Source organism: Candidatus Oscillochloris fontis (genome assembly GCF_004138135.1).
In the GTDB taxonomy this organism is placed as follows: Bacteria; Chloroflexota; Chloroflexia; order Chloroflexales; family Chloroflexaceae; genus Oscillochloris; species Oscillochloris fontis.
In genome coordinates this window covers 24,337-39,566 of the sequence record NZ_RYFD01000023.1, presented here as the reverse complement: position 1 = coordinate 39,566, position 15,230 = coordinate 24,337, and the positions used below count along the sequence as shown (strand labels likewise).

Below are 15,230 nucleotides of genomic sequence, written 5' to 3'. Positions count from 1 at the left end.
ATGCCGACCCTGATCAACCGGCTGGAGCCGTACCCCCTGGAGCGCCTGTCGAGCCTCCTGGAGCGGCTGCGGCGGGCGAACTACTACGAGGAGCCTCGCTGGTATTTGTCGCTTGTGCCGCCGATAAACGATACGCAACTCGATGCACTTCGCATGGTGCATCTCTATGCAGCTTTTGCGGAATTGACCGGCCTCTCGACGGGACAGCTCTACAACCTCACAATTCATCGGCTCCTCCCAGCTTTCGCCGTATCGGACACAGAGGCGGAGAAAAACAGTGAGCCGACCTTCTCGCAGCGATTCTGGTACAGCGATCAGAAGGGTTTTTACTTCCACAGTCTCCGTTCGGCAAAGCTATGCCCGCGCTGTTGGGCCGAGCAGGGCGTCTTACTGCTACCATGGCTCATGCGTCACGTCACCACCTGCCATATCCACGAGGTCTTGCTGGTAGATACGTGCGGCGTATGCCAGGCCCCATTGCGTCTGGATCGAGTAAAGGGTTGTTGTCGCGGGTGTGGCACGCCGCTATCCGAGCTGCCGACTATTTCTGTTGCCGGTCACGATGCAAGTACCGGCTTAACTCAGGCTGTCTGGTCAGCGTTTGTGGGCTGGCCGGAGCCGTTCCCGCCCTCTACCTTACCGTTGCCCGATGATCACCCACTGCGCTCGATGACAACAGCGACGTTCCTAGCGTTTCTCTGGCACGGCTTCCAACTTCTCGCAATCTACGACCCGATCAGCCCGCTCTTTCATCGGGAACTGTTACCATCGGGCATGGAGTGGACGCGACCCCGAAAAGGGTTGCGCCCAGCGACCGTCGCTCAGATGCATGGGGCGTTTGTCGGTATGTGGCGGCTACTGTTACATTGGCCGGAGCCGTGGTATACGACGCTGGAGCGCATTGCCGCTAATAGAACAGACTCTCTGGAGAGCCGTCCTTTTCTCGCCGCGTTGGCGGAACAGTTTGGGGGCAGACAGTGGCGCTGGCTTCACCAGGGTTGGGCGGATTTTATGCGCGAGGAGATGCACCTCAATCCTGCGGTCGTCCCCTGGCTTCGATACTACCGAGGGATGCGTGCCGAGATGCTGCCTGAGCAAGCACCCCCAGTTCTCTCACAACGCGAGGCAGCGCGTGAACTAGGCGTCTCTGAGGAGCAGCTACAGGCGTTTATCGCAAAGGGGCAGCTTCGGGCCACCGCACCACCGCCGCGCCCGTCACAGCGCCCCTGGCAGCTTATCGAGGCTGAGAGTGTGCGGTTGCTCAGGCAGAACCGAGAGGCACACCTGACGCTGGCTCAGGCCGCCGAACGGATCGGGACGAGCGAGGAGTTAGTGGTCGCGCTGGTCGCCGCTGGCTTGCTGGAAGCGGAGAGCGGCCCGTTAGTTGACGAGCGGGCAATCTGGCGCTTTGAGCCAGCCCGCGTTGAGAAGGGTCTGGAGTGTCTATTGGGCGATGTGCCGATACGCCCGGTGCCGTTGGACAAGGGCCGACGAGTACGCTATTTCCCGGCGGTACAGCGAGCGGCGACGGGCGTTCGCCGCCGCCTTCCGCAGCTTCTCCTTGACATCAAGAGTGGTGCGCTCCCAGCGGCCCGGCTGCTTGACCGTTTGAGCCTGAATGTCCTCTGGTGCGATGACGTAGCCCTCTTAGGCTACCTTGCCAACGTGCGGCAAGGGCAGGGAGCCTTCCTGTCAGTCAATGCAACCTGTGAGCGACTAGGCTGCAAACCAACGACGCTGCGCCGCCTCTACGGGGCTGGACTGCTCATCCCTGTTACCGACGACACCGATCTGAAGGACGTGCGACATCAGTATGCGGAGGAGGACGTAGCGGCCTTCCTGGTGCGCTATATCACCTCTGATGAGGCTGCCGCTATCCTGGGCGTGACCCGGCTCACCGTACAGGGCTGGGCGCGGGCTGGCCGCATCCAGGCCGTCACTGGGCCAGAGATCGACGGGAGCCACGCCTACCGCTTTGAGAAAGCTGCGCTGGCGCAATGGCGGCACGAGCGGCTCACCTTTGGGGAGACGATGGCCTTGCTCAACGTGAGCAAGGCCACCCTTGACCGCTGGGCGAAGCAGGGTAGGCTTGCCCCGCTATCCGACATGGATCAGAAACAGCGGTGGTTTGCACGGGCTGAGGTGGAACGGCTAAGTACAGATTTATAACAGACTTACACCGGTTTGCGAAAGAAGGCGACAGACTCGCGTAAGTATAGCTTCTGGCGTGTCCGTCCGTTACGTTTCCGTAATACTGCGAGATCAAGTGGCTCAAAACCTAGGCAACGTGCAATCTCACCAATGATTACATCCGTCGCTACTGGAAGAAAATAGTGACGTGAATTCGCAACTATATATGCCAGTATTCCTCCATCCTTGAGTATCCGCCACTGTTCACAGAGAACAAGATACATATCGTCAAAGTAGCCGAGTAGTTCGCGGCTGAGCTTTGATCGCTGTTTGTCAGGAAGGCAGCTAGATTTTACCATCTGGTCAAGTTGATCTGCGATGTGCTGCATTCGATGATCGCTCCGAAGGTGATTTGTGGGTGGGAAAGCAATCGCTTGATGAGATCGGAGCGTGCCAAGTCGTAGTTCACGCCACATATCATATGTTTCGATAAACCCAAGGAGCCAAAGCTCTAGTTTGTAGACCTCTGAGTAATCAAAACTATTGAGATAGGGCGGTGAAAAAATACTTGTATCGGCGATTTTGTTGTTAATTCCGATTTCCTGTGTACTTAGTGTGTGTAATTGTTTTAAATTAGTAGCACTTCCACTATATACATTGAAGAGGGGTGTATTCGTTTGCCCGTGCTGAGACTGAAACTGACAAATATCACTAAGCATGTATTGCCATCGAGACAAGAGTTTTTGATTAAGGGGTACATCCATGGGCTTTGGGTGGTAACGCAATGCGCATCCATCTTTATGGAGATGAACAGCATCGTTAATTATAGCTGCAACACCTAAAAGTAATACTTGTTTGATGGAATTATCAACGACAAGATTATGAATACGATGTACTTCACCAAGAATATATTGAATATTAGCGGGAGGACTATAGGTTTCGTTACGTAACGTCGTTAGATCTGGGACAGAAAATGTACGGTACGATGGGAGTGTATGAGTGAGTTTATAGATTTGTTCTGCCAAAGATTGCGTGCATACAGATGATACACTTGCTTTAGTCGCCGCTACAAACCGAATAAAAGGATTGTACTCAATCCCAATAACGGATGTAGATGGAAGTGTTCCTAATGCAACACCAGTGGTTCCGCTCCCCAAAAACGGGTCACATACCTGTTGTACTGTATGATTGTATTGGTTCTGCATCCATGTGCGAACCCATGTAGGTAGAGAAGCAGCAAATGACTCTTTTAGACTATACCAGCGATGAATTGGCTGATCATTATTCTCTTGATTCGTAACAAGCCGTGGTGTCTCTTGTGTTGTAGGATGCATCTGTGAAAACATAGATTGGAGAGAGCCATACCAAGTCTCAAACGGTGCTGCGGCGATAATACGCTCTTGGTCGGTAACAGACTGATGGGGCATCGGAGCATCCTCTCAAACAACAACTAGGCACAGTCTTTCCTCATTTTACCAGCTTATTTATGCCACCGGTAGTTCCTTTAACCAGATTAGGTGGGTTGCTATGGAGTATAGGTGGCAATCTGAAAAACGGGGTACACATATACGGCTCTGTCCGACACTTGGGCAGAGCCGTGCGTATTATTTAGCATCGTAGGAACGTTGTACCTGTACCTGTTACGGTTGTGCTTCAAGTACCTCCCACATCGACCGGGTCTCACCCGATGACGGCAGATGCTTGAATGGATCGACCTCGAATAAGAAAGGGAAGTTACTTGTCACCCCGCTTGTTGAACTGAGCGCAAGCGCATGATATTTCGGGATTTGTGGCGCGAAATCCTTGATGGTATCTTTATCTGTCAGTCCGCATCCCGCAATATGCCCAATATCATCCTCGTTCACCATCCTAGTCAGGAAGAGGTTATCGAGAAGGCGGAAGACTGAGTCCGGTAGCTCGCCAGGTGTATTGGTGACAAAGAAGAGATTCATTCCCAAATGTCGGATGACCGGAATCAAGTCGTTGATAGTCTGATCATCCATATACATATGGGCTTCTTCAAACATGACCGTCGGATAGACAGGTACGATTGTTTTGTCTTTCCGGTACTTATCGTACTGCCGCTGACACAGAGCCTTGAGGCCATCGATAACCAGATCGACAACCACTTCTTGAACCTCGCGTGGCTGACCGCCAATTTCGAATACAACGACTCCAGCTTGACCTAACTGGTCAAGTTCGTAGAACGTTGAGGTGAGTGTAGCGGGAGCATTAGGCTGACGAAGACGCTGATCCTCCGCGATATTCTCATTCCCGGTAGAGAACAAGTTATAGGTAGCGAGCGTTTCCAGTGACTGGCGATATGATGCTCGCATGTTTTTGAGGTATGCCTCTGAGCCTGGGAAGACCTGTGTGTCCTGCTGAATCATTGAGTCAATGTCGAGCTGGTTGGCAGTTCCGGCTCGGAGCCGTTCACGGAAAAAGCGGTAGATCGCAGGAATAGCAACAGTGTCTGTCCGTTCGGCGAAGGGAGCTAGGTGACGAATGATCTTGGCAAATGTGCCTGGCTCGACGCGATCTAGGCGGAAACGCAAATTGTCACCGACACGAAACACGGTTGTGTTTGGTAAGCCTCGGTACTCTTGGTTGATGTCGATAACGACTGTACTCATCCGACACTGCCGCTGGCCGTCAATAATAGCCTTTGCCAAATGACTCTTACCGCTTCCCTTCATTCCAGTGATGAGATTCACCTTATCTAGTCCGCGTCCCGAAAATGTTACGGGTTGCTGCTTGAAAGTGCCAAGGAACAGATTGGCGCGAGGATTTGTGCGGAGAATATTGTCAGTGAGGCGCTGTGGGTCAATGAGGAAAATGTCTACGTTGCGTGTCACAGCCTGACCACCAAAGGGCGTCCAGACACCATTGACAATAGCCGCACGCACCTTGATCGTTGCCACAAGAAATTGGTCAATGACTTCTGGTGGCTCATGATGCACACGATGAAGTTCCTGGGCACGAACGGAGGTGAGTAGTCGCCAAAGTACCTTCTGGTCAACTTGAGCATAGGCAGCAGTCTCAATGCGGATTACTTGGATGATGAGTCCGTTCTCTGTTTGCGGCTGTTGGCGCTCCCGTAAGTAGAATACATCGCCAATCGTAACTGGAACTGCGACAGGATAGTATAAGAGAGTGCCAGTCCCCGCCGCTAGTTCAACCAATTCAGCTACGGATAGTGCATCACCTGTAGCGAGGGGAGATCGAGGTGGTGTTGGTGGCGTAGGAGCTAGAGAAGAACCATCACCTTGTTGAGGAAAGGTGATCACGGGTAGCGAGAATCCTTGAGGTACCAGGGGACTCTCCATAGGAATACCACCAGCCGGAGGTTGTCCAGGAGCGGGATGGGAAGTATTTGTCGGATCGTTCTGAGTCATTGGTGTGTTCACTTTCCAAAAGCGCCAAATGGCTGAAAGAGAATGCCCATTGAAGGTTCCTCTTTCGTTCGGATACCAGTACGCGCAACTAGGTCTGCCAGTAAACTCATGGCCTCACCAGGCAGGAATGAACTGTACTGGTGAGCATCAATAAGCGGCTTTGGATAGCCGCCAACCATCTGTGCATTGAAGTATACATCATTTAATACATCAACTTTAGATGCGGCTGGACTGCCTGTGACATCAACACGGAAAGTAAGACCGGGTGGCCCAAAACCAAAGCGAACAGCATAAACCTCTTCTGCCTCCGTGATGTCATTGGCAGATCGAAGTTTAAGGTCAGAATATGCTTGCCGCTCAAGGTCAATAGCCTGAAGCAATGGAGCATAGCCGACAAAGGTAGGATAGGCGTCAAAAAGTGAATCAACTGGGACGCCGCCAATTGAAATACGAGAGCGCTTGCTGATAGCACACACACCAATCGAACGTCTGCTTGCAGTTCGCAGCATCATCTCAAGATAGATCTTCGGCGTATCGTAGCTTACAGTTAGCGCACCATCAACGAGTAGTGTTCCTCCACCATTCCCGGCGAGAATACCTAGAGCTTCTTCCTGGATCATGCGCTCGATAAAGTTACGGCATCGGTCTGTGATCTGATTGGTGCTTTCAATGACGGATGGCTGAGGAATAAGTTGGTTGTTCTCCTCTTTCACATAGAGGTCAGGATTACCAAGTCGAGTTCCGATGTAGCGAAATACTGATAAAATGTTCTTCTGGGTGATGAGCAACGGGCCAGTTTTATAGCGAAGAATCAACAGATTCTTATCCGCAAAGCAAACCGCTGAACCGCGTATAGCAAAGGCCACACCGCCACCGACAAGGTTGCCTAGAGTAATAACACCACTATCTACTGCTACCATCAATCCCCTGACAACACGAGTAGGAGGGGTGAAGACGAATGCCTCAATAGGAATCTGCCGATACGTCTCACCTATTGGAGTAGCAGGTGTATCGGGGAAGATAGGAACATCCTCGGCAAGATCATCAGACACAGAGGCTTTAAGGTCTACGAGAGGTGGCGTAATCAAAAGACCCTGTGTGGTCTGAGCAGGAACCGGTGTACATAGTTCAACAAGATGATCAATCCACTGGTTTGATGAGTCGAGGAATGTTATAGTCATAGTGACACTCCAAAAGGTAGAATAGTGGTGAGATTCGGCGACTGCGTGACATCATCATATTCCACACGCCGCAATCTATGGATACACGTCATCGCAATAGCTAGGAAAGAATGGAGCCTAGTCAATGAGATTTCCTGATTGCTTCGGTAGTGCCGGGGCGATTGGCTCGTCTCATCTAGTATAGCAATTCGTTTGGTGTGATACCGACGCTCATTTCGTCTATACACATACTGTAAGATTTTACACGAACTGAGGCTGAAAGCGACTCATTTGCTATGGTATTTTTTGCTCATTTCGTCTGACCTCCTACATGAGCCGATTCTCTTATCTCAGAGGGGGTGATCACGATCTCCCCCTCTGACCTTTCCATGTTGTCTAGGTGGGTGTTGTTCCTTCACCATCCGCATGATAACGTACAATGGTTGACCAGAGCGTTCAGCTTACGTCTCTTGGATCATCGAACAGATGCCAGTCTCAGTTCGCGTGAAATAGAGTCTCAGTTCGTGTGAAACCAGTCTCAGTTCGTGTGAAATCTGACACACATGCACTCCTAAATATCCAAATCCCGCACCTCACTCGCATGCGTCTGGATGAAGCGGCGGCGTGGCGGTACCAGATCGCCCATCAGCATTGTGAAGGTCTCGTCGGCTAGTTGAGCGTCCTCGACTGTCACCTGGAGGATGATGCGGTTGGCCGGGTTGAGCGTCGTCTCCCAGAGTTGCTCGGCGTTCATCTCGCCTAGCCCCTTGTAGCGCTGGATCTCGGATTTGGTGCCGGCGGGCAGTTTGGCCAGGTAGTTGTCACGCTCGGCGTCGGAGTAGGTGTAGACCTGCTCGCGCCCGTGCTTGATGCGGTAGAGCGGCGGTTGGGCGATGTAGAGATGGCCGCTGGTGATCAGTTGGCGCATGTGGCGGAAGAAGAAGGTGAGCAGCAGGGTGCGGATGTGGCTGCCGTCCACGTCGGCGTCGGCCATGAGGATGATGCGGTGGTAACGCAGCTTCTCGGCACTGAAGAGTTCCCCAATCGAGGCTCCAATCGCGGTGATCAGCGCCTTGACTTCGGCGTTGGAGAGCATCTTGTCAATGCGGCTCTTTTCGACATTCAGGATCTTGCCGCGTAGGGGTAGGATCGCCTGGAAGCGCCGGTCACGGCCCTGCTTGGCGGTACCACCTGCCGAGTCGCCCTCGACGATGTAGAGTTCGCTACGCGCCGGGTTGCTGTCCGAGCAGTCGGCGAGCTTGCCGGGCAGCGAGAAGCCATCCATGGCGCTCTTGCGAGCGGTGTCGCGTACCTTCTGTACGGCGAGGCGTGTCCGCGCCGCTGAGACCGCCTTCTCGATGATGCGCCGCGCCTCACCGGGGTTCTCGTCGAGCCATGTGGTCAGTGCGTCACCCATCACGGTACCCACCGCACTCGCCGCCTCCGGGCTTACCAACTTCTCCTTGGTCTGCGAGGAGAACTGCGGGTCCTTCAGCTTGACGCTGATGACGGCGGTGAGCCCCTCACGCACATCATCGCCGGTGAGGTTGGCATCATTCTCTTTGAGCAGATTTTTGTTGCGGGCGTAGGTGTTGATGACGCGGGTGAGCGCGGTGCGGAAGCCCGACAGATGCGCGCCGCCGTCGGTGTTGTTGATGTTGTTGGCAAAGGCGTAGATCGAGTCGGTGTCGTAGGTGTCGGTATACTGCATTGCCACCTCAACCGCCACCTCGCCTACGGTGCGCTCGACATAGAACGGCAGGCGGTGCAGGGCACCCTTGGCCTTGTTCAGGTGGCGCACATAGGAGACGATCCCGCCCTCGAAGTAGAAGTTGACCTCGTTCTGGGTGCGTTCATCAACAAACTTAAAGCGTAGCCCTTTGGTGAGGTAGGCCATCTCGCGTAGGCGCTGCGCCACCACCCGGAACTGGTAGTCAATCCCGTCTTTGAAGATGGTTATATCGGGCATGAAGTGGATCGCGGTGCCGGTGCCTTCAGCTTCTTCCACGGCGGCCACCGGCCCTTGCGGTTTGCCGGTGCGGTACTCTTGCACCCAGAGCTTGCCGTGGCGGCGCACTTCGGCGCGCATCCACTCGGAGAGTGCGTTGACTACCGAGAGGCCCACGCCATGTAGCCCTGAGGAGACCTTATAGCCGCCATCGCCAAACTTGCCACCTGCGTGGAGTTCGGTGGCAGCGAGTTGTAATGCCGAGACCTGATGTTTGGGGTGAATATCAACCGGAATCCCGCGCCCGTTATCCGTCACCTTCACCGAACTATCGGCCAAAATGGTGATGGTGATCGTATCGGCATACCCGGCCAACGCCTCGTCCACCGAGTTATCCACCACCTCCTTGATCATATGGTGCAGGCCGTTAATGTCGGTCGGCCCAATATACATGCCAGGCCGTTTGCGCACCGCATCAAGGCCCTCAAGCACCGTAATCTGGCTGGCATCGTAGCTCTGTGGCTCTGTAGTCATAGGTATTCCTTATGTAGGTGCGTGATCTTCGACCCAAGATCAGGCATGGAAGCGGGTTACTTGATCGCGATAAAATTCGAGGCGCGCCGCACTGAGGCCACTGCCGACATAGGCACTACCGAGGATGGCCGCCGCTATACCGAGCGGATTGACGGCCACCTGCGCCCAGATCAGGCGTAGGCCGTTGAGAATAAGAAAGCTGATGATGAGCAAGCCAACCGTCCCGATCATGTTATGGCGTACCACGCGGATGCTATGACCGAGGGCACGGAATGGGCCAGCCCGGCTGATCAGAATGGCTTCGGGTGTAAAGCTGATATAGACATAGGCCCAGAAGCAGGCGATGTACCAGGCGAGGGCGATAGGCAGTGCGCTGGCGGGGACAAAGATCACGATCAGGGCTGAGATGGCGAATAGCGGTAAGCCGACGATGATGCTGATCCCCACGATGATGAGGGTGGCCACGATGATCGTGCTGGCAACCTGAAAGGTGCGCCGCAAGAGTGGTACGGGGGCGAGTGGCTCATAGCGTACCGCGCTACTGAGCAGCGCGAGGAAGAGGCAACTCCAGAGTAGCGCAAGCAGGTTGATCAGGGCGAGGGTACTGAACACGGCGTATGGCCCACCAATATGGATGGCGTTGCGCCCAGGAGTGAGCGGATCTAGCACTGGTACCAGATTTAGCCACGCGAGTGAGGTGCGTAGATCACGGTGCAGAATCTGTTCGGCGACCCCCTGGCGTGCCTGAGGGTTGGTGGTGAGTAGATCGAGGGCTTGGTTGATGCCCGTGGCAATTCGCCCTCCTTTGGTGAGGGTGAGGGGGTTGCTCAGCCAGAGGTAGGTACTAACTCCCACCGGAATCAGGAGCGCCCAAGGCCGCCGATTGAGTGCCTGATATCCGGCACTGATCGTGTCAACTAAACTCAGGCTTTGGGGCTTCACAACGCTCAAGATCGCCTCCTCCACAACCGTTTCATTATACCATACTTGCTTCTTTTCGGAAAGTTTATTTGAAACATTTGTGTGATAAATAAAAAAGAGACGACCCGCCAGGTCGTCTCTTTTTTGGTATTGTTTGGCGGCGCAGCCGCCAAACAATACCAAAATAATTTATACCTCAACCGCCCACTCGAAGTGCATACCATCATGGCCGCCGTTGCGGTAGGTAAAGTGGCCGCCCCAGTAGAAGCCGTTGGCATAGGCGAGGGGTACCAGTTCACGAACCGAGCCATGTTCACCTACCAATGCTGGTTTGCCCATAAAGGGGTTCTGAGCGGCGTTGATGTCGAAGGCGGTACCATAGGCGTGATTACTCAGCACGTTGGTGGTCTGGCCGGGTTGGGTGGCGCGGATAGTCCGTGGGTTGTAGGCACCATCAAAACTGAGGATTAGGCCCAGCAGCCCGGCCTCTTCCCAATCGGCGAAGAGCTGGATGAGTTGGGCGGCGGCGCGGCGGTGGAAGCGTAGTTTGCCATACCCAGCCAAGCGGAACTTGCGTAGTTGGGGGATGTTGATCACCACCAGATGCTCTTCGTCCCAGTCATTGGTAATCTGGATGGCGTCACGATCACTTGAACTGGGAACCCGCTGCCACTCGATCTGCCCTAGAGCCGCTTCAGCGGCTCCTGGACGCGACGCGAGGAAGTTGAAGGGTGGTGGAGGTGGCCAAGCGGGATCGTTGCGCCGCGCTGGCCCAACATCAATCTCAAGGCGGCGTGGTTCTGGCTCTGGTTGTGGTGTAGGCGCGAGCCGTTGGGTTGCAGTTGGCCAGCCCACCTTGTCGGGCAAGGGCAGATCGCTCATACGCCGAATCACTCCATCCTTGCCCCGGTAGAGCGTATCCAACGCAAAGACCTGGATGGTGTAGAGATCGCCTGCCAAGGTGGTGTCGTACACTCCGGTGAGCGGGGCACCTAGCCGCAAACGTGCCGCTAACTGCTGGAATGGCGAGGTTGGATCATAGCGGGCGGGGGCAACTTTGTAGGTCTCGGCCCAGATCGCTGCATAGGCCGGGCTGGTGGGGCTGGTCTCGCTGAGGCGTTGACAGCCACTTTGCTGGCTGACTGGGGTGAAGAGGGTGTCCCCGGCAAAGACCTGGACAATGTAGCGTTTGCTGGTGGTGACATAGTTGCCACTGAGGGCGGGGCCAAGCCCGTCACTGTGCGCAATCTGGTGGAACTTCCAGGCTGGATTGAGGTTCTGGTTGCCCGTGAGGGGCACGCCACACGCACTCCCCGCATCGAGCGCCGCACGGTAGCTCGCCGCCAGCAGATCGCGGCCGGGGCCAACCGGGATGGCGGGGCCGGGGCCGAGCAGATCGCTGAGCCGCCGCACATCGCTGTAATCTATCCCGATGTTGTAGATCGTATCGCGCGCAAAGGGCTGGAAGTTGTAGCCTATTCCACCGGAGATGAGCGGCTGTTTGGGGTTGGGGGCTACGGGGGCACCCAGGTGTTTGGTGGCAGCGAAGATCGTAAAGGCCCAATCGAGGCGTAAGGTTCCACCACGCGGCTTACATGTCTCGGTGTAGAGCATTTCCCACAGCAGCGAGGGGCTGGAAGGCGTGGGCACGCCGCCAAGGATCGGTAGCGTTTCGTTATCAGCCGTACCGAGTGGCAATTCCGTCTCGTAGGTTTCGCTCAGGAATTCGCCGTACTCCTCACTCACCGCTGCCGATCCTAAGATCATACTGCCATGCGCTTCCAACCCCGATTGCGGGTAGGTCGGCGCTGGCGGCGGTACATAGGGTACTGCAACTTGGCCCTGCGTGCGGTAGACGATGCGGGTAATGGTGTTATGATCAAGCCAGTAGTGGACACACAGCGATTCGAGGAGGGTCTGTAGCGCCCGTAACAATGGGCCATCGTAGCCTGCGGTGATCCGCTTTTGGAGCCGAATACTAATCGCAATCGGATCAATACGTTGTGAGAAACCCTGATAATGCGCTTGACCCAACCCACGCCCGGCGCGACTGCTATCCACGAGGCGGCGAATGGTGCCCCGTCGATCAATATGGTAGTGGGGAAGCACCAATGCACGGGGGGCGAGATACGCAGCGATAGCTTCTTCGGTGGGGCGCGTCTCGTCAGATAGGACGATCAATTCCACCTGTGCTCGGCCACGATTACTGCCCGATCCCTCTGGTCGGCCTACATCCTGAACCTCCAGATCGCTCATTGTGCCCTCCGTACAGGTAGAGACGCAAGATATTGCGTCTCTACTTGCGCCTCGACGCCGCCGCAACATTTTGCGCCTCGACGCCGCCGCAACATTTTGCGCCTCGACACCGCCGCAATATCTTGCGTCTCTACTTGCGTCTCTACCTACCGTGGCACCGCCCATTCAAAATGCATCCCGTCCGAGGCACCCTTACCGTCATAATTCCAATGGCCACCCCAATAGAAGCCGTGGGCATTGGCGAGGGGCACCAGTTCACGGACCGAGCCTTGTTGCCCAACGAGCGCCGCGACCTTCATCAGCCCATTCCAGGCTACGTTGATGTCGAAGGCCGTGCCGTAGGCGTGGTTGCTCAGCACACGCGGGTTGTTGCGGATGGTACGTGGAACGAAGGTTCCCGCGAACATCAACACCTTACTCAGTAACCCGGCGGCTTCCCACGCCGCCCAGAGGCGCTTCATCTGCTCGGCGGCCACCTTGTGGAACATGATGTGGCCGTCACCACCGCCTTTGATCTTGGCCAGTTGGGGCACGTGGATCTTGATGATGTTGCTGGCGAAACTGTTGGTGATCCGGATATTATCGCCGTTCGTGCGTACCCACTCGATCTTGCCCAACGCCTTTTCGCGTGCCCCGTTCTTGTCGGTGAGGAAGGAGAAGTCGGGGCGTGGGGGCCAGTTGATGTCGTTGGGGCGCGGCGCACCCGCATTCGAGGGTGGCACTACGGGGGGCAGTGGGTTGGGCGGGGTGGGCGGGATTGGCTTGGGTGCCGCCGGAGTCCACGCTTGGGCCTCGGCGGTCATCGGTAGGTCGCTCATGCGCCGGATCTGGCCGTCGGTACCCGCGTAGATCGTGTCGAGCGTCCAGACCTGCACCGCGTAGGTCGCCCCACCAAAGTCGGTGCTATAGATGTTGGTTAGCGGAACCCCGATACGCAATTCAACCGCCTTCTTGTGGTAGGGCGAGTTGGCATCGAAGGGTACCCCCATGAAGCGGTACACCTCACCCCAGAGCGCATTGAAGGCCGGATGGGCCGGATCGGTCAGATTGAGCCGTTCACAGCCGGTCTGGTCACTCATCGGGGTGTAGAGCACATCGGCACCGAAGATCTGGAAGGCGTAGTCCTGATCGGCCTTGAAGACATAGTTGTCGCTCATAGCGGGACCAAGGCGGCCATTCTTGGCCACGAGGTGGAAGCGCCAATCTGGGCGCAGTACCTTGGTGCCCTTGAGTGCCCCGGTGCGCTTCTCGGTGGTGGCAATCGAGATGCGGTAGTAGGCTTCAAGGAGCGCACGGGATGTGCCTTTGGCCGGGATCTCCGCTGCATCATCGTCGAAGAGCGCATTCATGCTCTGGACGGCGGCATACTGGGTGCCTTCGTAGAAGATCAGGTCGGTGGCGAAGGGTTGGACACTGTAGGTGTGGCCTTCGGTGGCGACGGTGGTGGTGGCATCGTTGGGGCCGAGCGGTGTACCTAGCTTGAACTTGGCAGCATGCAGGGGCAGCGCCTGCGCGATCTTCAGCGCACCACCACGCGGTTTGTAACTCTCACCATACAGGAAGAGCCACATCTCCTGCTCGCGGCTCATGGGGGCCGCACCGAGCATATCGCCACTCACGGCGGATGGTGCAGGGGGCAGCGACGGTGTTACACGTGGGCGGCCCTTGGTGTCGGGCAGGATGCGCACCATCGCATTTTCGTCGAGCTTGTGGCGGGCACTGATGTCGTCCAACAGCCCACTCAGGGCGGTGCGCTGCTCATCGCTATAGTCGCCCGCCTCGTAGCATTGGAGCATGATGCTGATTCCAATGCGATCAATGTTGTAACGGCGTTTGTTATAGATCGCTAGTCCGAGTACATCTCCAGCGCGTTCCTCGGCTACCAGCATACGAATGGTGCCCATCGGATCAACATGATAATTGGGCATTTCGGCAAGATCGTCTGGGCCAGTGCTGGTATCGGCCAAAACAATCAGTTCAACCGACTTTCCTTCACGAGTCGCACCAGCTTCTTCCGGGGTTCCGACCTTCTCGACATCCACAGCATCCATGGTGTGAGTCTCCTTCGGACGGCTTCAGATCATAGCATACGTACTTTAATCGTAGCACAGATATGTAACCGCCACAACGGTTGGGATCATGGCCGATTCTTCAACGGGCGCTGATCGAAGCCGCCTCTTCAACAGGCGTTGGCCAACGCCCGTTGAAGAGGCGACACCATGCGACGCGACCGCTTGGGTCGGCTAAACGGAACCATCTGAGGTCATCATGACGGACAACACGATTAATGCCCTCGTCGTCGTGCGTATGCTTTTTCCCGTGCCTGTTGGCGTTTATGCGCAGCAACCTGTTGGTGTTCCTCGCGCTCACGCCTTTGTCGCTCCTGCTTTTGCGCTTCTTGATCTCGCTGCAACGCTTCCTGGGCCTTGGTACTTATGCCGCGTACCTGCATGCGACGTGCAGCTTCACGCGCGGCACGTTTGGGGTTGATTTTGCGTTGAGGCGGAGGTGTGATAGGCACTCCGACCATCGGTTGGGTTGTTCGTGCGATAAAGTGATTGAGCACAAAGTCAAGCACCTCCTCGTTGCTCGGTTCACTCCCAAAGATATGACGATACACCCGTAATACCCGATCCTCGTCAAGCTCAATCACACCGACCCACCATGGGTCATCAAAGTAGACCGTAAATGTGGACATGCGTCCCTCCGCAGTTGCCTATCTGCGGGTGCTGGACATCCTGGAGGGGAAGGATACTGCCACAGCGCGATTTGGGCTCCGTGGGTCCGGACTACCAACCGGAACGGTGTTTTCGCATCCGCGTGTATTGTCGGATCGCCAATGATGCTACCAGAAGGGCGGGCTGAGCGCATCGGTCTAGGTGTGTA

Annotated in this window: 9 protein-coding genes; 1 reads left to right on the top strand and 8 read right to left on the bottom strand. The window is 55.7% G+C overall.

The window, feature by feature from the left end; all coding sequences use genetic code 11:
• Positions 1–2,169 (top strand): helix-turn-helix domain-containing protein, encoded by a 2,169-nt coding sequence (locus tag EKD03_RS10320; protein WP_129630259.1) that lies wholly within the window; start codon positions 1–3, stop codon positions 2,167–2,169.
• A gap of 5 nt (positions 2,170–2,174) precedes the next feature.
• Here the strand turns inward: EKD03_RS10320 and EKD03_RS10315 are convergent, their stop codons facing one another.
• The 8 genes from EKD03_RS10315 to EKD03_RS10280 form a co-directional block, all read right to left on the bottom strand.
• Positions 2,175–3,557: a hypothetical protein gene (locus EKD03_RS10315; protein WP_129630257.1), complete on the bottom strand. Its 1,383-nt coding sequence runs from the start codon at positions 3,555–3,557 to the stop codon at positions 2,175–2,177.
• A 213-nt stretch (positions 3,558–3,770) separates the two neighbouring features.
• A complete protein-coding gene (locus tag EKD03_RS10310) occupies positions 3,771–5,417 on the bottom strand; it encodes an ATP-binding protein (protein ID WP_161569233.1) in 1,647 nt (548 codons plus the stop codon).
• 116 nt (positions 5,418–5,533) lie between these two features.
• Complete coding sequence (locus EKD03_RS10305; RefSeq protein ID WP_129630253.1) at positions 5,534–6,706, bottom strand: DNA double-strand break repair nuclease NurA; 1,173 nt, start codon at positions 6,704–6,706, stop codon at positions 5,534–5,536.
• A gap of 550 nt (positions 6,707–7,256) precedes the next feature.
• On the bottom strand, positions 7,257–9,167 hold the full coding sequence (gene gyrB / locus EKD03_RS10300; RefSeq protein WP_129630251.1) for a DNA topoisomerase (ATP-hydrolyzing) subunit B: 1,911 nt from the start codon (positions 9,165–9,167) through the stop codon (positions 7,257–7,259).
• 39 nt (positions 9,168–9,206) lie between these two features.
• Positions 9,207–10,109, bottom strand: coding sequence for a DUF7847 domain-containing protein (locus EKD03_RS10295; protein WP_476695790.1), 903 nt, complete (start codon positions 10,107–10,109; stop codon positions 9,207–9,209).
• Between the two features lie 168 nt (positions 10,110–10,277).
• Complete coding sequence (locus EKD03_RS10290) at positions 10,278–12,344, bottom strand: M15 family metallopeptidase (protein ID WP_161569232.1); 2,067 nt, start codon at positions 12,342–12,344, stop codon at positions 10,278–10,280.
• Positions 12,345–12,490: 146 nt separating this feature from the next.
• Positions 12,491–14,395, bottom strand: a complete 1,905-nt coding sequence (locus EKD03_RS10285) for a M15 family metallopeptidase (RefSeq protein WP_129630244.1) — start codon at positions 14,393–14,395, stop codon at positions 12,491–12,493.
• 233 nt (positions 14,396–14,628) lie between these two features.
• Positions 14,629–15,042, bottom strand: coding sequence for a YjdF family protein (locus tag EKD03_RS10280; RefSeq protein WP_129630242.1), 414 nt, complete (start codon positions 15,040–15,042; stop codon positions 14,629–14,631).
• Between the last annotated feature and the right edge of the window lie 188 nt (positions 15,043–15,230).

Bases quoted from the DNA above. Each gene is read 5' to 3' on its own strand.
- EKD03_RS10320 (WP_129630259.1), top strand. From the start codon at position 1: ATGCCGACCCTGATCAACCGGCTGGAGCCGTACCCCCTGGAGCGCCTG.
- EKD03_RS10315 (WP_129630257.1), bottom strand. From the start codon at position 3,557: ATGCCCCATCAGTCTGTTACCGACCAAGAGCGTATTATCGCCGCAGCA.
- EKD03_RS10305 (WP_129630253.1), bottom strand. From the start codon at position 6,706: ATGACTATAACATTCCTCGACTCATCAAACCAGTGGATTGATCATCTT.
- gyrB (WP_129630251.1), bottom strand. From the start codon at position 9,167: ATGACTACAGAGCCACAGAGCTACGATGCCAGCCAGATTACGGTGCTT.
- EKD03_RS10290 (WP_161569232.1), bottom strand. From the start codon at position 12,344: ATGAGCGATCTGGAGGTTCAGGATGTAGGCCGACCAGAGGGATCGGGC.
- EKD03_RS10285 (WP_129630244.1), bottom strand. From the start codon at position 14,395: ATGGATGCTGTGGATGTCGAGAAGGTCGGAACCCCGGAAGAAGCTGGT.
- EKD03_RS10280 (WP_129630242.1), bottom strand. From the start codon at position 15,042: ATGTCCACATTTACGGTCTACTTTGATGACCCATGGTGGGTCGGTGTG.